This window comes from Sphingomonas sorbitolis, assembly GCF_036663875.1.
Lineage (GTDB): Bacteria > Pseudomonadota > Alphaproteobacteria > Sphingomonadales > Sphingomonadaceae > Sphingomonas.
Map to the genome: position 1 here is coordinate 219,618 of NZ_JAXOJS010000004.1, position 16,209 is coordinate 235,826.

Sequence of the window (16,209 nt, forward strand, 5' to 3'; positions counted from 1 at the left end):
TTTTCCCTATAAATTGGGCCGGCTCAACCCATCAACCGGGCGAGCGTTGCAGCCGTGAAATCCACCATGGGCACGACGCGCGCATAGTTCAACCGCGTCGGGCCGATGACACCGACCACGCCAACCACCCGGCCGTCCAATCCACGGAACGGTCGCGCGATCACCGAAGACCCTGACAACGCGAACAATTTGGTCTCCGCGCCGATGAAAATCCGTGTCGAATCACCGGCCCGCGCGCTGTCCAAAAGCGATGCGACTTCCTGCTTTCCCTCGAGATCGTCGAGCAGATCGCGGACCCGGTCGAGATCGGCGGCGGCGGCGGCATCGATCAACCGTCCCTGCCCGCGCACGATCAGCACCGGGCGGCGATCCGCATCCTCGCTCCACACCGCGATCCCGCGCTCGACCAGCGTCCGCGCCGCGCCGTCGAGCGCCGCCTGACCGTCCGCCAACTCGCGCTCGATCCGCGTCCGCGCTTCGGCCAGCGTCAGCCCGCCGAGCGTCGCCGACATATAATTGCCCGCCTCGACCAGCGCGGACGGCGACATGCCCTTGGGCAGCGCGATGACGCGGTTCTCGACCGAGCCGTCCTCGCTGACCAGCACCGCCAGCGCCTGTTCGGGCGACAGCGCGACGAAGGCGATCTGGCGGAGTTTCAGTTCGCGCTTGGGCACCATCACCAGCCCGGCGCAGGCCGACAGCCCCGACAGCGCGAGCGTGGTCGCAGCGAGCGCCTCCTCGACCGGACCACCGACGCCGGCGCGCGCCTCGATCGTCTGGCGCTCCTCGAACGATGGCTCCATCGCCTGCATCATGCCGTCGACGAACAGCCGCAAGCCCCGGTCAGTCGGCATGCGACCGGCGCTGGTATGCGGGCTGGCGAGCAGGCCGAGGCCTTCGAGTTCGCCCATCACGCCGCGAATCGACGCGGGCGAGAGACTGAGACCGGTAAGCTGCGCGATCGTCTTCGACCCGACAGGCGTACCGCTGGCGAGATAGCTGTCGACCACCGCACGAAAAATGTCGCGCGCGCGATCGGTCAGTTCGGTGACGGGGGGCGTGGCCATCGCTTTGATCTAGGGCGGATGGCGCGTCCTACAAAGGGGAATGCGCGCCACCACCACCCGTCCCACACGCCGTCACCCTGACTTTCGTCAGGATGACGGGCTCTTTCGTCAGGATGACGGGGAAGGCTGGCGAGCGACCAAACGAAAGGCTAGGCAGCGGGCAACCACTCACTCCCGTTAGGATAAGACTATGCGCCCATCCGGCCGCGCCCCAGACCAGATGCGTGCGATCACGATCGAGCCGCGCTTCACCAAGCATGCCGAGGGCTCCGTCCTGATCGGCTTCGGCGACACCAAGGTGCTCGTCACCGCCAGCGTCGAGGAGAAGGTGCCGCCGTTCATGCGCGGCAAGGGCGAAGGCTGGGTGACGGCCGAATACGGCATGCTCCCGCGCGCCACCAACACGCGCAACAACCGCGAGGCCGCCAAGGGCAAGCAGTCGGGCCGCACGCAGGAAATCCAGCGGCTGATCGGTCGTTCGCTCCGCGCAGTCGTCGACCTGAAGCTGCTCGGCGAGCGCCAGATCGTGATCGATTGCGACGTGATCCAGGCCGATGGCGGCACGCGCACCGCATCGATCTCGGGCGGCTGGGTTGCACTCCGGCTCGCGATCGACGGTCTGCTCGCGAGCGGCAAGCTGACCGCCGACCCGCTGACGCAGAAGGTCGCGGCGATCAGCTGCGGGATCTACCAGGGCAATCCGGTGCTCGACCTCGACTATATCGAGGATTCGGGCGCGGATGCGGATGCGAACTTCGTCCTGCTCGAAAACGGCAACATCGCCGAGGCACAGGCGACCGCCGAGGGCGCGACCTATGACGAGGAGGCGCTGCTCCGCCTGCTGCGTCTCGCACGGATCGGCTGCACCGACATCTTCGCGGCACAGGCGAAAGCCGTCGCCAAGTGAGCGGCGAGGGGAAAGAGCCGCAGGCGATCCGCAAGCTCCAGCCGGGCAAGCTGGTCATCGCCAGCCACAACAAGGGCAAGGTCCGCGAGATCGCCGCGCTTCTCGAAGGACGCGGGCTCGAAGTCGTCTCCGCCGCCGAACTTGACCTGCCGGAACCCGTCGAGACCGGCACGACCTTCTTCGCTAACGCAGAACTGAAGGCGCGCTCGGCGGCCGACCTGTCGGGCTATCCCGCACTCGCGGATGACAGCGGGCTGTGCGTCGACGCGCTGAACGGTGATCCGGGCGTCTACACGGCGGATTGGGCGGAGACGCCGAACGGTCGCGACTGGATGATGGCGATGCAGAAGGTCGAGGACGCGGTCGCCGCCAAGGGTCCGGACGTCACGCGCGGCGCGCATTTCGTCAGCGTGCTCGCGCTCGCGTGGCCCGACGGTCATGTCGAATGGTTCGAGGGCCGCGCCGAGGGGACGCTCGTCTGGCCGCCGCGCGGCAATGTCGGGTTCGGCTACGACCCCGTGTTCGTGCCGCTCGGCTACGACCAGACCTACGCCGAACTCCCGCACGAAACGAAGAACGCGATCAGCCACCGCAACGAGGCGTTCAAGCTGCTCGAAGCTGCGGTGTTCTGAGCGGCCCGGCGGGGGAGCCCCCTCGCCGTCCCGTCATCCTGACGAAAGTCAGGACCCAGGGTAACGGGCGTTGCCCTTGATTTCCCTGGGTCCTAACTTTCGTCAGCATGACGGAGGGGTGTGGTTCAGACTGCAATCGCCTGCTTCACTGGCCAGTTCACCGTAGGCAGCGCCTCGAACGCCGGTTTCGCCAGCAGATACCCTTGGATGTACCGCACGCCCAATGCGCGCAGTGCCTCGAACTCGCCAAGCGTCTCGACCCCCTCGGCAATCACCGCAATCCCCAACCCCGCGCACATCCGCAGCATCCCCTCGACGATCATCCGCCGCGGCAGGCTCGTGTCGATGTCGCGGATCAGCTCCATGTCGAGCTTGATGATGTCCGGCTGGAACCGCGCGAGCAGGTTCAGCCCCGCATGCCCCGCACCGAAATCGTCGAGCGCGGTGCCAAAACCCATCTTCTGATAGGTCGCGATGATGTTCGCGACATGCGCGGGATCGAGCATCTCCTCGTTCTCGGTGAACTCGAAGATCAGCCGATCGGTCGGCATCCCAACCGCGCCCGCGGTCTTGAGCGTCAACTGGATACAGGCCGCCGGCGAATAGACCGCGTTCGGCAGGAAATTGATCGACAGCCGTGCAGGCGTGTCGAGCAGCCCGGCCTTCACCGAGGCCTCGATCGCGCGCACCCGGCATTGCTGGTCGAACGCGTACAGGTTCTGCCCGTCGACCTGGCCCAGGACGCTCGCCGCCGACTGCCCCTCGGGCCCGCGCACCAGCGCCTCGTAGGCGAAGACCGTCTCCGTCTCGACATCGACGATCGGTTGGAACGCCATCGAGAAGGCGAACGACAGGCCAGCGCCATCACGACATCCGACGCAACCGATACGGGGAACATCGGGTTGGGGTAGTGGTTTCATTAAAGCAGGTTAGCCGAAACCACTTAATAAAATACCACCGCTCCAGAACTACCAGCTTGCTTCAGATCAATAAGCGCGCTCGCCGAACACGTTGCCGGGCGGGGAGTAACGGCACACCAGATAGTCGTCGGTCTTGTTGCTCGCCATCGCGCAGCCGACCTGGGTCGAGCCACGCCACACGATCTGCGTATAGTGCGCGACGTCCTCGAATTTGCCGGTGCGGCTGAATCCGGGCGTAGGCATGTTGATGAAATCGCGCTTCTCGGCGACCCAGTGTCCCATCATCTCGGTATACGCATAGGCGTAGCGCGTGCCGGTCCACAAATTCTCGCCCTCGCGCGTCATCCCCTGCGGTTGCGGCGCGTGCGCAAATTTCCGCGTGCGCGCCATCTCCTCGGCATAGGCGCGGGCGGTGGTCGCCAGCGTGTCGCTCCAGGTCAGCGGCGCCACGCCGACAGCAGCGCGTGCGGCGTTGTGGCCGTCCATCATCGCGGTCTTGAGGAGGCTCGCCCCGCGCGATGCCGGCGCCATCGATTCGCGCGGCTCGACGACTCGCTCGGGTCCCTGCGCACAGCCTGCCAGCAACAACGCCCCGACGATCGCCAAACCCATCCGTGCCGTCATTGCGCTTCCTTCGACCGCTCCGTGCGACCATATGCGCGAGATAATGCCCATCTTCGAAACACCAAGCCCCCGCTCTGATTCCCCGGGCGACCTCGCGCTCTACGTCCATTGGCCGTTCTGCGTGTCGAAATGCCCGTATTGCGACTTCAACAGCCATGTCCGCGAAGAGGTCGACCAGGCAGCCTGGCGGGATGCGCTGCTCACCGACCTCGCGCATGAAGCGCGGGTGTTGCCGGGGCGCAAGTTGCAGTCGATCTTCTTCGGCGGTGGCACGCCCTCGCTGATGCCGCCCTCGACCGTGGCTGCCGTGCTGAATGCAGCGGAGAAGGCTTGGGGATTCGCCGACGGGATCGAGATCACCCTGGAGGCAAACCCATCTTCGGTCGAGGCAGCGCGATTTGCGGACCTGGCGCACGCTGGCGTGAACCGAGTGTCTCTCGGGCTACAATCACTCGATGACCAAGCGCTGAAATTCCTCGGCCGCGCGCATGACGTGAACGAGGGCCAAGCCGCGCTCGCTACCGCGCAGAGCGTATTCCCGCGCGTGAGTTTCGACCTGATCTACGCGCTCCCCGGCCAGCGGCTCGACGATTGGCGCGCTGAACTGGCGCGCGCGCTCAGCCTGGGGACGGAGCATCTCTCGCTGTATCAGCTGACGATCGAAGCCGGCACGCGATTCGCCACCGAGGCTTTGGCGGGGCGGATCGTGATCCCGGACGGCGACTCGGCGGCGGATCTGTTCGAGGCAACGCGTGCCGATACCGCAGCGGCCGGATTGCCCGCGTACGAGACGTCGAACCATGCGCGACCGGGAGCGGAGAGCCGCCACAATCTCGCATACTGGCGCTACCAGGATTATGCCGGGATCGGGCCGGGTGCGCATGGCCGGCGGGGCGGGCTGGCGACGGTGCGGCGCAAGAAGCCGGAGAACTGGCTGGCCGCGATCGAGCGCAATGGTCACGGCATGGAAATCGAGGATCCGCTGACGCCATCGACGCGCGCTACCGAGGCTTTGCTGATGGGATTGCGGCTCGCGGAAGGCGTCGATCTCGACCGCATCACCGCGCTCAACGACAGCATCGTGCCGGTGGATATCGCCGCAGTGGCACGGCTCGAGGCTATTGGTTTGATCGTGCATACCCCCGGTCGACTGCGCGTCACCGACGCGGGCGCGTTGCTGCTCGACGCGATCCTGCCCGAGATCGTCGCCGCCTGACCCGTCGCCCTCAAACCTGACCCGTCACCTTCGAACCTGCCTCGTCGGCGTCCGAGACGCGGTCACGTTCAGATTGGCGCAAGCGGGGATTTGCTCTAAGTGGCGGCAGCCCGGTTGCGCCGGGCCTCTTGCGAGTGGGAATTTGATGCGCTTTTTCGTCGGAATGTTCGCGTTGCTCGGGTGCCTGGTCACGGTGCCGGTCGCGGCGCAGAAGAAGGAAGTCGTGGCGCCTGCCGTTCGCGCGACGCCGCCGCTGACCACGGATACGCAGAATCTGCTGCTGCTCGACCTGTCGACAGGTGGGCGCGTGACGATCTGGCTGCGGCCCGATGTCGCGCCGCTGATGGTCGAGCGGATCAAGACGCTGACCCGCCAGCATTTCTATGACGGCCTTGCGTTCCACCGCGTGATCGACGGGTTCATGGCGCAGGGCGGCGATCCCAAGGGCGATGGCACCGGTGGCTCGACGCTCCCCGACTTGAAGGCCGAGTTCAACTACCTGCCGCATGTTCGTGGTGCCGTCTCGGCCGCACGCTCGGACAAGGAGGACAGCGCGAACAGCCAGTTCTTCATCGTCTTCCAGCCGAGGCTGAGCCTCGACAAGAAATACACCGTGTTCGGTCGCGTGCTCGACGGGATGCAGTATGTCGACGCGATCGAGCGTGGCGAGCCGCCGGCGAACCCGTCGCGGATCGTCCATGCCTATATCGCGGCGGACAATCCGCCGGCGTATGTCGCTGGCCCGCCGGCACCTGCGCTGGGTGCACCGGTGACGTTGCCGGGTACGGCTTCGGGCCCGAACGCGGCCAAGCCCAAGCTCGCGCCGGCCGCTCGCAAGGCGCCGGTAAAGAAGGCTCCTGCAAAGAAGTGACTCCACGTTGAACGTCGACCTTTTCGACTTCGACCTGCCGACCGAAAACATCGCGCTCCGCCCCGCGGCGCCGCGCGATGCTGCACGGATGCTGGTGCTCGAAGGTGATCGCACCACGGATGCAGGCGTGTCCGACCTGCCGTCGCTGTTGCGGCGCGGCGATCTGCTCGTGTTCAACGATACGCGCGTGATCCCGGCGCAGTTGGACGGGCGGCGCGGGGATGCGAAGATCGGCGCGACCCTGCACAAGCGCGAGGGGCCGCGGCGGTGGCGCGCGTTCATCCGCAACGCGCGGCGGCTGCGTGACGGCGACGTGATCGACTTTGGCAACGACGTCAGCGCGGCGGCGGTCGATCGCGAGGACGATGGCAGCTACGCGCTGGTGTTCGCGGGCGACGAGCCGGTCGAGCTGTTGCTGGAACGCGCGGGCCATATGCCCCTGCCCCCGTATATCGCCGGCAAACGCCCGACCGACGAACGCGACGCGGACGATTACCAGACGATGTTCGCGTCCGAGCCGGGGGCGGTCGCCGCGCCCACGGCGGCGCTGCATTTCACACCGAAGCTGATGGCGGCGCTTGAGGCGGCGGGAATCGAGCATGCGACGCTGACGCTGCATGTCGGTGCGGGAACGTTCCTGCCGGTCAAGGCGACCGACACGACCGAGCACAAGATGCACGCGGAATGGGGTCGGATCGATGCCGCGACCGCCGATCGGCTCAACGCGGTTCGCGCGAACGGTGGTCGTGTGATCGCGGTCGGGACGACGTCGCTGCGGCTGATCGAGAGCGCGACCGGCGAGGACGACGTCATTCGCCCGTTCGATGGCGACACCGCGATCTTCATCACGCCGGGATACCGGTTTCGTGGCATCGATGGCTTGATGACCAATTTCCACCTGCCGCGCTCGACCTTGTTCATGCTGGTGTCGGCACTGATGGGTCGCGAGCGGATGCAGGCGGCGTATGCGCATGCGATCGCTGAGAAGTATCGCTTCTACAGCTATGGCGACGCCTCGCTTCTGCTGCCATGACGGGCGGCATGCTGCTTGCTTTCGCCCTGCTCCAGGCCATCGTCGCCGCACCGCCGCCCGCCGGCACGCCGCAGCCGCCCGCGACGATCTTCGCCGAGCCTGCCGCGCTGTTCATCGCCGCGTGCGACGCGAATGGCGATGGCCGCGTGACGCAGGCCGAGCTGACCGCGTGCGTCGCGCGCAGCTATGCCACCGCCGAGGGCGCTGCGACCGGTTCTATTGGGTACATCGCCTACGCGGATTGGGCACAAGCCTGGCTAGGCGATCGCAACGCGTTGCCGAGCCCGTTCGAAGTCGATCGCGACGGCGATAACCGAATCACGCTCGCCGAACTCCAGGCGCGGTTCGCGCAGTTCTTCACGCGGTTCGACCGCGACAAGGACGGCGTGCTGACCCGCGCCGAACTCATCACCATCCGCGGCGCGCCGGTCGGCGATCGCTACGGCATCCGCAAGAAAAAGTAATATGACCACCCGTCCCCGCTTCGACTTCACCATATCCGCCACCGACGGCAAGGCGCGCACCGGCGTCATCGCGATGCAGCGCGGCGATATCCGCACGCCCGCCTTCATGCCGGTCGGGACCGCGGCGACCGTCAAGGGGATGAAGCCCGCCGACGTCGTTGGTGCGGGCGCGGACATCATCCTTGGCAACACCTATCACCTAATGCTGCGGCCGGGCGCCGAGCGGGTCGCGCGGCTCGGCGGGCTGCACGCGTTCTCGGGGTGGTCGAAGCCGATCCTGACCGATTCCGGTGGCTATCAGGTGATGAGTCTCGCGGACCTGACGAAGCGCTCCGAGGAAGGCGTGTCGTTCAAGTCGCACCTCGACGGCACGCGGCATCTGCTCAGCCCGGAGCGGTCGATCGAGATCCAGCGGCTGCTCGGCTCGAACATCGTCATGGCGTTCGACGAACTCGTGCCCACGACCTCGACGCGCGAGGTGCAGGCCGCGGCGATGGAGCGGTCGATGCGCTGGGCTAAGCGGTCGCGCGCGGCGTTCGACAGCGGCGAAGAGCACGCCGAGAACAACGCGATCTTCGGGATCCAGCAGGGCGCCCTGAACGAGGGCTTTCGGAAGTCGTCGGCGGATGCGCTGATCGATATCGGCTTCGACGGCTATGCGGTCGGCGGGCTGGCGGTCGGCGAGGGGCAGGAAGCGATGTTCGGCTGCCTCGATTTCGCGCCGGACCAGTTGCCGGTCGACAAGCCGCGCTATCTGATGGGCGTCGGCAAGCCCGACGACATCGTCGGCGCGGTCGAGCGTGGGATCGACATGTTCGATTGCGTGATGCCCACACGGTCCGGTCGCACCGGCCAAGCCTTTACGCGCACCGGGCCGATCAACATCCGCAACGCGAAGTTCGCCGAGGATATGGGGCCGCTCGATCCCGCCTGCCCCTGCCCGGTCTGCGCGACCTGGGGTCGGGCGTATCTGCATCATCTCGTCCGGTCGGGCGAAATGCTTGGCGCAATGCTCATGACGGAGCATAACATCTGGTTCTACGAAACGCTGATGGCGGATCTGCGGGCGGCGATCGCCTCGGGCACGCTGACGCAGTTCGCGAATGATTTCCGTGGCGTGTATGCCCGGAAGAGTGAAGGAGAGCCCAAGTGACCATCAAGATCGACAGCGACACCCCGAACGAAATCCTCGCCGCCGCGAAGGAGGCGAAGCTGCAGGCCGAAGCCGCCGCGCATAACGCCGCCGAGAAGGCCAAGAGCTGGCCGCTCGCGAAGATCGGTCTGGGCGTCGGCATCGGCTCGGCGGCGATCGCGGGCGCGGTGCTGTTCGCGAACCGCAACAAGTAAGGATCCCGATGCGCCTCCTCCGCTCCGCGTTGCTGCTGTCCGCAGCATGTTTCCCCGTAGCGGCGGTGGCGCAGGCCGCGCCTTCGCAGGTCTCCGTAAAGCCGATCGCTTACACCGAGCGCACCTTGCCGAATGGCCTGCGCGTCTATGCGATCCGTGACACGGGCACGCCAAACGTGTCGGTCCAGGTATGGTACGACGTCGGCTCGAAGGACGATCCCAAGGGCAAGTCCGGGTTCGCGCACATGTTCGAGCATTTGATGTTCAAGTCGACGCGCAACCTCGTGTCGGAGCAGATGGATCGGCTGACCGAGGACGTCGGCGGCTACAACAACGCGTCGACCAACGACGACTATACCAATTATTACGAGGTGATCCCCGCCAACCACCTCCAGCGACTGCTGTTCGCGGAGGCCGATCGGATGGCAAGCCTCGTCGTCGAACCCAAGAGCTTCGGGTCGGAGCGCGACGTGGTGAAGGAGGAACTGCGCCAGCGGACTCTCGCCCAGCCTTACGGCAAGCTGTTCTCGATCTATTATCCCGAGCTCGCCTATCAGGTTCATCCCTACGCACGGCCGGGAATCGGCAGCCTGGAGAACCTCGAAGCCGCGGGGATCGACGATGTCCGCGCGTTTCATGCGACCTATTATCGGCCGGACAATGCGATCCTCGTCGTGTCCGGCAATTTCGATCCGGCGCAGCTGAACGGCTGGGTCGACCAGTATTTCGCGGGGATCAAGAAGCCGACCGCGGCGATCCCGCGCGTGACGGTAGCGGAGCCCGCGCGGACAAAGGCCGTCACGCGGACGGTGTACGAGCCGAACACGCCGTTGCCCGCGGTGCTGGTCAGCTATCACCTGCCCCCGGATCGCGACCCCGACATTCCCGCGCTGATGGTCCTGAAGGCCGTGCTGGCAACGGGCGAAAGTTCGCGTCTGTACGAGAGTGTCGTGTACCGAGACCAGCTCGCGCAGTCGGCCGAGGCGTTCCTCGATACCAAGCAGGCGACCGGCAACATGGTCGTCTACGCCATCCTTGCGGGCGGCAAGACGGTCGAGGCGGGCGAAACCGCGTTGAAGCGCGAGATCGCCCGGTTCCGCGATACGCCGGTGACCGCTGCCGAACTGGCCGAGGCTAAGAACGAGATCCTGACCCAGTCGATCCAGTCGCGCGAGACCGCCGAGGGGAAAGCGAGTACGCTGGCGTCGGCAGTACTGGTCGACGGTGATCCGCAGGCAGCGGACAAGCAGCTCGCGGCGATTGCGCGGGTAACGGCGGCGGATATCCAGCGCGTGGCGCGGAAGTATCTGGGCGAGAATCAGTCGGCGACGATCCGGTACATGCCGCTTGCCGCCAAGCCCGCGGCCGGCGTTACCGATACGATCGCGATAGCGCCCACCGTGCAGATTGCCGACCTGAAGGCGCCTGCGAACATCGCAATCGTGACGCCCGCGCCTGAGGGGCAGCGCGTCCAGCCGCCCGCACCGAGCGCGTCGGTTTCCCCGACGATCCCGCAGCCGGTGGAGACGCGGCTCAGGAACGGCATGCGGCTGGTGACGGTCGAGCGGCACGACCTGCCGATCGTCACCGCGTATCTGGTGACCGCCGGTGGTGCGGCGACCGATCCGGCGAACCGCGCGGGCGTCAGCAGCCTGTCGGCGGAATTGCTCACCAAGGGTACGAAGACGCGCTCGGCCACGCAGATCGCGCGCGCGGTCGAGGGGCTTGGCGGCTCGATCGGCAGTTCGGCGGGGAGCGATGGCGCAGCGGTCGACGTGACCGTGAAGTCGGACCAGCTCGCACCGGCGATGGCGATCCTCGCGGATGTCGCGATCAACCCGGCGTTTGCGTCCGAGGAAATTGAACGCGCGCGGACGCAACAGATCGACGCGGTAACGCTGACGTTGAAGGATCCGGCGCAGGTCGCAGGGCTCGTCGCGGACCGGGCCGTCCTCGGCGCGTCGCCTTATGGCGCACCGAACGGAGGCACCCCGCTGTCGCTCAAGGCGATGACGCGAAACGACATTACCGCGGCGTATGCGCGGAGTTTCCAGCCGGGTCAGGCGACGCTGATCATGGTCGGCGACGTCACCGCGGCGCAAGCGAAGACGCTTGCCGAGGCACAGTTCGGCGGGTGGAGATCGGGCGGCGCCGTGGCGGCCGCCGCGCCCCAGGTCACCTACCCGAAGCCTCGCGTGATCGTCGTCGACATGCCCGAAGCGGGTCAGGCGGGCGTCGTGGTGGCGCGGCCGGCAATCGCGCGGAACGATCCGCGCTATTATCCTCTGGCGGTCGGCAACACAGTGCTCGGCGGCGGCTTCTCGTCGCGGTTGAACCAGGAAATCCGGATCAAGCGCGGGCTGGCCTATGGCGCGGGCAGCGGGCTCGATGCGGGCAAGACGCAGGGCACCGTCGCGGCGCGGACGCAGACCAAGAACCCGACCGCCGCCGAGGTGGTGACGCTGATCGCCGCCGAGATGACGCGAATGGGGTCCGCCCCCGTCCCTGCCGCTGAACTCGACACGCGCAAGGCGGTGCTGGTCGGCAATTTCGGGCGCGGAATCGAGACCACGTCGGGGGTTGCCGGGATCCTCGGGGCGTATGTCCAGAACGGCGTGCCGCTGGGCGAACTGCAACGCTACACCGGTGCGGTCGGTGCGGTCGATCCGGCGTCGGTGCAGGCCGCTGCGGTCGCGTTGCTAGACCCGAAAGCGGCCAGTGTCGTCGTCGTCGGCGATGCCAAACAGTTCATCGAGCCCTTGCGCAAGGCCTATCCGAACGTCGAGGTGATCCCCGAGGCTGCCTTGAAACTCGATACCGCAACCTTGCGCTGACGATCTTCGCCTGAACGCACCGCCTCGTGTAGCATTCCGCTGCCGATTGGGACGATCGTCCCGCGGTGGGACGGACGGAATCGGCGGGCGATCCTGCGCGCGATATCGGTTACACGGAATCTTCATGCTCGTCGGGGCATTTCCCCCGTGGACAGATTTCGAGGTGGCAGGGTGCGCGTTCGGGTGCAGACGGTTCGGGCGATGCATCGCATATGGTTGGCGATGGTCGCCACGGTGCTGGTGATCGGCGCCGGCATGTCTGCGCACGCCGCGCTGCGCGGAATCTCTGCCCGGAATGCCGCGCGGGACAGGGCGATGATCGCGACGGCGACGCCCATTCCGGTGTCGGCCCCATCCCCCGATCAGGAAATCGCCGCACCTGCAAGCGGTGTCACCGGCACGATCGACCTGCCCGCCTTGCCGATTCCAGCCGGGGCGGCGCTCGATGCCGGCGTGGTCCCGGCGCGGCCCTTCTCGATGGCGGGCGCGTCGGCGATCGACCGCGACCGCGCGATCCAGTGCCTGACCGCCGCAATCTACTACGAAGCCGCCTCCGAACCCGATTCAGGGCAGCAGGCGGTGGCGCAGGTCATCCTCAACCGCGCGCGCCATCCTGCCTTTCCAAGGACGGTATGCGGCGTGGTGTACCAAGGCTCCGAGCATGCCGGCTGCCAGTTCAGCTTCGCCTGCGACGGGGCGATGGCGCGTATCCCGGCGCGGGCGGCGTGGCTACGCGCGGCGCGCGCGGCGGGCATGGCGCTCGCGGGCTATGTCTACGCGCCGGTCGGGCTGGCGACGCATTACCATACCTATGCGGTGACGCCGGCATGGAACCGCGGCATGGTGATGACCGACGTGGTCGGCGCGCATTTCTTCCATCGCTGGAAGGGGTATTGGGGCACTTCGGCGGCGTTCACCCAGCGCTATGCCGGTGGCGAACCGCTGCCGGGACCGCACATGATGGTGCAGCCGGTCTCCCCCTTTACGCCGACGCCGCAAATGATCGCCGCGGCAACGGCGGCGGCAGTTGCGGTCTCGGCACCGTCTGCACCGGTGGTGGTTGCGGACGCCAAGACGACTGCTGCCGTTGCCGCTGACATGTTGCCACCTGAATCGCAAATCCTCGACCGGTGGAAAGACTCCGGTAAGCCGCTGAAATAGCGGCGGCGTCGATCCTTACCTGATCAGGGGGCGTTCTGAACGCCGCTCAACCTTGCTACCGAGCTTCGCGGCGGACGTTCTCCCTCTGTTGAGATAGCGAGAGAGCTTGTTCAGCTTCCGGTGGTCACGACAGTACCGATCAGTCGCGTTCCGACAGAAGATTGGTGCGCGCAGAGGCACGGAGGACGCTGAGGTGGTTCGCTCGGGGTGATGGAGCTGGTTTTACCAGAGTTTTGAGAACCTCCGGTTCGGCTGGGAACCTCCGCGCTCTCTGCGCCTCTGCGCGAACCCATTTCTGCCTTCAGCTTTTTACTTCCGGGCCACCAAAGCAAAACCCGAGCGCATCGCTGCACCCGGGTTCAATCTACCTCAACCGAGATCCGTACGCGCTTACTCAGCGGGGACCATCGATGGCGTACCGATCATCATGCGTTCGCCACCGGGAGGGGCAGCTTCGCGCGCGGCGCGGAGGATCTGGGTGCGTTCGGCGCGTGAGGCCATGTCGTCCCAGGCCTTTTCGGCGCGGCGGCAGCGATCGCGGACGTTGTCGAGGAGGGCGGCATCGCCGTTGCGACGCTCTTCATCAGCGCGGGCCCGGTAAAATTCTGGATTATCGGCCATGCTGGTGCGCTCCTGCGGGAAATTTCAAAGGGGTGATGCGGCGACCATGATGGCCGCCGCATCGCAACCGAGATCAGGTTGGCGGACCGTGATCCGCCAGCGAGATCAATCGGCTGGCTGGAGGTTCACGGCCGACTGCTTGCCACGCTTGTCGGGCTCGAGCTCGTAGGTGACGCGCTGGTTCTGGTTCAGCGTCGGCATGCCGGCGCGCTCAACCGCGGTGATGTGCACGAATGCATCGTTGCCACCGCCATCCGGCGCGATGAAGCCATAGCCCTTGTCGGCGTTGAAAAACTTGACGGTTCCGGTGATAGCCATGAAGTGGCTCCTTCTTAGTAAAGAGTAACCCGACGTTCGGGCGACCCGTGCCGCGGAGCAGGGAAAGAAGGAGAAAGGTGCCGCAAAGCGCCAAGAACCGTCGATATGCGACTGTAGCTGAGCGCTATATGGGCCAAGATCGCCGGAATTGCAAATCTTGCCGGTAAAATGGGTCAAGAACTGCGTCGATTATCGCAGATAATATTTTCGCGCGCGCCGCCATCAATGGCGATGATTTAGAACGACCGGCGCCGATATTTCGACGCCGGTCGAGGGATTTAACGGCAGCGGGTGTCGTTGCTGGAACGATCCACCGCACGCCCGGCAAGCGCACCGCCGGCTGCACCGAGGACGGTACCGAGCAGGCCCGAGCCACCCGGAGCGATGACGTTGCCGAGCACGCCGCCCGCGACTCCGCCGACGATCAAGCCGGTGGTGCCGTCATTACGGCGGCAATAATAACGGCCGTCGTTGCCACGATAGACGCGCTCGTTGCGCGACAGGCGACGCTCGCGATAGCGGCGGTCGTCGCGGTAATAGCGGCCCGCGTCGTAGCTGCCGTACGCCGGATCGGGGCGGTTATAGTCGTAGGAGCGATAGCGCGGGTCGACCCCGTAGCGGCTGCCTCCATCGCCGACGCAGCCGGCAACAAGGGTGGAGGCGGCCAGCAGGCCCAGCATCGCAACGCGCATGTCGTGTCCTTTCAGGGGGTTGATACTGAAGGCGTAATGATCGGCGCCGGGGTTTGGTTGCCGGCGCCGAAATGGCTTCAGTCCTTGAGATTGGCGGGCACGGTGCCGCCGTTCTTTTCCAGCTCGCGCATCACGGCCTTGATCAGCCACATGTTCATCTCCGCGCTGCCGTCCTTCGCACCGGTATAGCCGAGCTCGGTGGCGAGCTCCTTGCGGTTGTCGAGGCTCGAATCGAGATCGAGCAGCTTCATCAGGTCAACGATCGAGGTGCGCCAGTTGAGATCCGAACCCTTCTTCGAGGCGATGCCCGAGAGGACGGCCTCGACGTCGACAGCCTGGGCGGGCGCTGCGGGCGCGGCCTGCGGAGTCGGGGCGGTGGGCGTTGGCGTCGGCGCGGGCTGTGCGGCAGTGGTCTGCGGCGCGGGCGCTGGTGCGTCGGCCTTGGGCGTTCCGAAATGGCCGCTGCCGAGCGGGCCCTTCTCACCGAAGATTGCGGACTTGATCTTGCTGAAGATGCTCATGGGGATCCCTGTCGTATAAGAGTCTGACGGCGGGAGAACGCCCGATCGGGGATTTGGGTGCAGGCGCCGCGACCGGGGGCGACGGAACGTCCGGGCGCTGCGGCTGGACGGGATCGAGACCCGCGCGCGCGCCGGGCGCCGGTGCGACCGGTTCGTCGCAGCCGAGAGGATCGAAACTCGCCGCCAACGTGGTGATGCGATCCGCGTCGGTAGCGCCGGCCGCCTCGGCGCCCGCTTCGTCGACGAGACCGCCGTCGATCGCATAGGCGACGAACCATGTATCGCGGTCGACGCCCTCGGTGATCGTCCGCTCGGCGATCTCGCGGTCGCGTGGCGCGTCGAGGATGATCGCCTCTTCGTCCGAACACTCGCGGCTGTACATGTCTTCGCCGAACAGGCCGTCTTCGGTGTTGAAATACGGATCCGGCGGCGGAAAACAGGTCCGCCAGCCCTGCGTAATGGAGTCGAACCAGACCGGATGAACGCCGTCGCGACCATCCTGGTCAAAGTGAAGTACAGGAAGTGCAGACGCTGGCGCGCTTTCGGCAGCGGGCTTCAGGTCCGGATCGAGCGCCGGGTCGGGTGCCGGTTCGGGCACGGGATCCGGCGCGAGCTGAAGCAGTCCGGCGGCTTCGGCGCGCGACCATTGCGCCGCGGTCCAGTCGGCGCGGGCGGCGGGATCGAGATCGCTGACGTCGATCCCGGCGGCCACGCCGGCGGCGCTGCGCAGCCAGCGGTCGGCGCGGGCGAGCGCGAGGATCGGCGCCATCGCCGCTTCGGCTGCGCTCGGCGCTGATCCCGTTCCTGGCCCCGCGCCCGCCTGTATGGCGTCGGCATCGAGGCGTTCGCCGAGGAACAGGCCGGCGCGGGCGGGGCCGGCGTCGCGCGCGATGATGTCGAGGAAGGCGTCGAATTCGGCGGCGACCATCCGGGTGGCGGCGTTGGCGGTCTCGGTGGCGTCGGCCCATTCGCAGTATCGCT

General features: G+C 66.5%; 18 protein-coding genes. 10 read left to right on the top strand and 8 right to left on the bottom strand.

The window, feature by feature from the left end; genetic code table 11:
- Nucleotides 1–23: 23 nt before the first annotated feature.
- Nucleotides 24–1,067 carry a heat-inducible transcriptional repressor HrcA gene (gene hrcA, locus U1763_RS13135; protein WP_332755556.1) on the bottom strand — a complete coding sequence of 348 codons (1,044 nt, stop codon included), beginning with the start codon at nucleotides 1,065–1,067 and terminating at the stop codon, nucleotides 24–26.
- 190 nt (nucleotides 1,068–1,257) lie between these two features.
- Here hrcA and rph point away from each other — a divergent pair, with 190 nt between their 5' ends.
- Nucleotides 1,258–1,974: a ribonuclease PH gene (gene rph / locus U1763_RS13140; RefSeq protein WP_056055360.1), complete on the top strand. Its 717-nt coding sequence runs from the start codon at nucleotides 1,258–1,260 to the stop codon at nucleotides 1,972–1,974.
- On the top strand, nucleotides 1,971–2,606 hold the full coding sequence (rdgB, locus tag U1763_RS13145) for an RdgB/HAM1 family non-canonical purine NTP pyrophosphatase (RefSeq protein ID WP_132737577.1): 636 nt from the start codon (nucleotides 1,971–1,973) through the stop codon (nucleotides 2,604–2,606). The genes rph and rdgB overlap by 4 nt, the downstream gene beginning before the upstream one ends.
- A 125-nt stretch (nucleotides 2,607–2,731) precedes the next feature.
- Here the strand turns inward: rdgB and U1763_RS13150 are convergent, their stop codons facing one another.
- Together U1763_RS13150 and U1763_RS13155 are read right to left on the bottom strand one after the other, a co-directional pair.
- Nucleotides 2,732–3,526, bottom strand: a complete 795-nt coding sequence (locus tag U1763_RS13150; protein WP_443026923.1) for an EAL domain-containing protein — start codon at nucleotides 3,524–3,526, stop codon at nucleotides 2,732–2,734.
- A gap of 66 nt (nucleotides 3,527–3,592) precedes the next feature.
- On the bottom strand, nucleotides 3,593–4,150 hold the full coding sequence (locus U1763_RS13155) for a CAP domain-containing protein (RefSeq protein ID WP_132737574.1): 558 nt from the start codon (nucleotides 4,148–4,150) through the stop codon (nucleotides 3,593–3,595).
- Between the two features lie 43 nt (nucleotides 4,151–4,193).
- Here U1763_RS13155 and hemW point away from each other — a divergent pair, with 43 nt between their 5' ends.
- The 8 genes from hemW to U1763_RS13195 all read left to right on the top strand — a co-directional run bounded on the left by hemW (nucleotide 4,194) and on the right by U1763_RS13195 (nucleotide 13,076).
- On the top strand, nucleotides 4,194–5,366 hold the full coding sequence (gene hemW / locus U1763_RS13160; RefSeq protein WP_332755557.1) for a radical SAM family heme chaperone HemW: 1,173 nt from the start codon (nucleotides 4,194–4,196) through the stop codon (nucleotides 5,364–5,366).
- A 145-nt stretch (nucleotides 5,367–5,511) separates the two neighbouring features.
- Nucleotides 5,512–6,237, top strand: coding sequence for a peptidylprolyl isomerase (locus U1763_RS13165; RefSeq protein WP_332755558.1), 726 nt, complete (start codon nucleotides 5,512–5,514; stop codon nucleotides 6,235–6,237).
- Between the two features lie 7 nt (nucleotides 6,238–6,244).
- Entirely contained in the window at nucleotides 6,245–7,270 is a 1,026-nt protein-coding gene (queA, locus tag U1763_RS13170) for a tRNA preQ1(34) S-adenosylmethionine ribosyltransferase-isomerase QueA (protein ID WP_332755559.1), read from the top strand.
- Between the two features lie 8 nt (nucleotides 7,271–7,278).
- Nucleotides 7,279–7,734: an EF-hand domain-containing protein gene (locus U1763_RS13175; protein ID WP_332755560.1), complete on the top strand. Its 456-nt coding sequence runs from the start codon at nucleotides 7,279–7,281 to the stop codon at nucleotides 7,732–7,734.
- A 1-nt stretch (nucleotide 7,735) separates the two neighbouring features.
- Nucleotides 7,736–8,887 carry a tRNA guanosine(34) transglycosylase Tgt gene (gene tgt, locus U1763_RS13180; RefSeq protein ID WP_332755561.1) on the top strand — a complete coding sequence of 384 codons (1,152 nt, stop codon included), beginning with the start codon at nucleotides 7,736–7,738 and terminating at the stop codon, nucleotides 8,885–8,887.
- Nucleotides 8,884–9,081, top strand: coding sequence for a hypothetical protein (locus U1763_RS13185; RefSeq protein WP_197978314.1), 198 nt, complete (start codon nucleotides 8,884–8,886; stop codon nucleotides 9,079–9,081). Before tgt ends, U1763_RS13185 begins: the two co-directional genes overlap by 4 nt.
- Nucleotides 9,082–9,089: 8 nt before the next feature.
- Complete coding sequence (locus U1763_RS13190; protein ID WP_332755562.1) at nucleotides 9,090–11,915, top strand: M16 family metallopeptidase; 2,826 nt, start codon at nucleotides 9,090–9,092, stop codon at nucleotides 11,913–11,915.
- 201 nt (nucleotides 11,916–12,116) lie between these two features.
- Nucleotides 12,117–13,076, top strand: coding sequence for a cell wall hydrolase (locus U1763_RS13195; RefSeq protein ID WP_332755563.1), 960 nt, complete (start codon nucleotides 12,117–12,119; stop codon nucleotides 13,074–13,076).
- Nucleotides 13,077–13,466: 390 nt separating this feature from the next.
- Here the strand turns inward: U1763_RS13195 and U1763_RS13200 are convergent, their stop codons facing one another.
- The 5 genes from U1763_RS13200 to U1763_RS13220 form a co-directional block, all read right to left on the bottom strand.
- A complete protein-coding gene (locus U1763_RS13200; protein WP_056060610.1) occupies nucleotides 13,467–13,697 on the bottom strand; it encodes a hypothetical protein in 231 nt (76 codons plus the stop codon).
- A 105-nt stretch (nucleotides 13,698–13,802) separates the two neighbouring features.
- On the bottom strand, nucleotides 13,803–14,015 hold the full coding sequence (locus tag U1763_RS13205) for a cold-shock protein (protein WP_031394996.1): 213 nt from the start codon (nucleotides 14,013–14,015) through the stop codon (nucleotides 13,803–13,805).
- A gap of 278 nt (nucleotides 14,016–14,293) precedes the next feature.
- On the bottom strand, nucleotides 14,294–14,707 hold the full coding sequence (locus U1763_RS13210) for a glycine zipper 2TM domain-containing protein (RefSeq protein WP_332755564.1): 414 nt from the start codon (nucleotides 14,705–14,707) through the stop codon (nucleotides 14,294–14,296).
- A gap of 77 nt (nucleotides 14,708–14,784) precedes the next feature.
- Entirely contained in the window at nucleotides 14,785–15,228 is a 444-nt protein-coding gene (locus tag U1763_RS13215; protein WP_277984296.1) for a DUF3597 domain-containing protein, read from the bottom strand.
- A complete protein-coding gene (locus U1763_RS13220; protein WP_332755565.1) occupies nucleotides 15,188–16,156 on the bottom strand; it encodes a hypothetical protein in 969 nt (322 codons plus the stop codon). The genes U1763_RS13215 and U1763_RS13220 overlap by 41 nt, the downstream gene beginning before the upstream one ends.
- Nucleotides 16,157–16,209 lie beyond the last annotated feature (53 nt).

Excerpts from the sequence above, each read along its gene's own strand:
- U1763_RS13155 (WP_132737574.1), bottom strand. The coding sequence starts at position 4,150 with ATGACGGCACGGATGGGTTTGGCGATCGTCGGGGCGTTGTTGCTGGCA.
- U1763_RS13195 (WP_332755563.1), top strand. The coding sequence starts at position 12,117 with ATGCATCGCATATGGTTGGCGATGGTCGCCACGGTGCTGGTGATCGGC.
- hrcA (WP_332755556.1), bottom strand. The coding sequence starts at position 1,067 with ATGGCCACGCCCCCCGTCACCGAACTGACCGATCGCGCGCGCGACATT.
- U1763_RS13205 (WP_031394996.1), bottom strand. The coding sequence starts at position 14,015 with ATGGCTATCACCGGAACCGTCAAGTTTTTCAACGCCGACAAGGGCTAT.
- tgt (WP_332755561.1), top strand. The coding sequence starts at position 7,736 with ATGACCACCCGTCCCCGCTTCGACTTCACCATATCCGCCACCGACGGC.
- U1763_RS13210 (WP_332755564.1), bottom strand. The coding sequence starts at position 14,707 with ATGCGCGTTGCGATGCTGGGCCTGCTGGCCGCCTCCACCCTTGTTGCC.
- U1763_RS13215 (WP_277984296.1), bottom strand. The coding sequence starts at position 15,228 with ATGAGCATCTTCAGCAAGATCAAGTCCGCAATCTTCGGTGAGAAGGGC.
- U1763_RS13165 (WP_332755558.1), top strand. The coding sequence starts at position 5,512 with ATGCGCTTTTTCGTCGGAATGTTCGCGTTGCTCGGGTGCCTGGTCACG.
- U1763_RS13190 (WP_332755562.1), top strand. The coding sequence starts at position 9,090 with ATGCGCCTCCTCCGCTCCGCGTTGCTGCTGTCCGCAGCATGTTTCCCC.
- hemW (WP_332755557.1), top strand. The coding sequence starts at position 4,194 with ATGCCCATCTTCGAAACACCAAGCCCCCGCTCTGATTCCCCGGGCGAC.
- U1763_RS13175 (WP_332755560.1), top strand. The coding sequence starts at position 7,279 with ATGCTGCTTGCTTTCGCCCTGCTCCAGGCCATCGTCGCCGCACCGCCG.
- U1763_RS13200 (WP_056060610.1), bottom strand. The coding sequence starts at position 13,697 with ATGGCCGATAATCCAGAATTTTACCGGGCCCGCGCTGATGAAGAGCGT.
- rph (WP_056055360.1), top strand. The coding sequence starts at position 1,258 with ATGCGCCCATCCGGCCGCGCCCCAGACCAGATGCGTGCGATCACGATC.
- U1763_RS13150 (WP_443026923.1), bottom strand. The coding sequence starts at position 3,526 with ATGAAACCACTACCCCAACCCGATGTTCCCCGTATCGGTTGCGTCGGA.
- U1763_RS13220 (WP_332755565.1), bottom strand. The coding sequence starts at position 16,156 with ATGGTCGCCGCCGAATTCGACGCCTTCCTCGACATCATCGCGCGCGAC.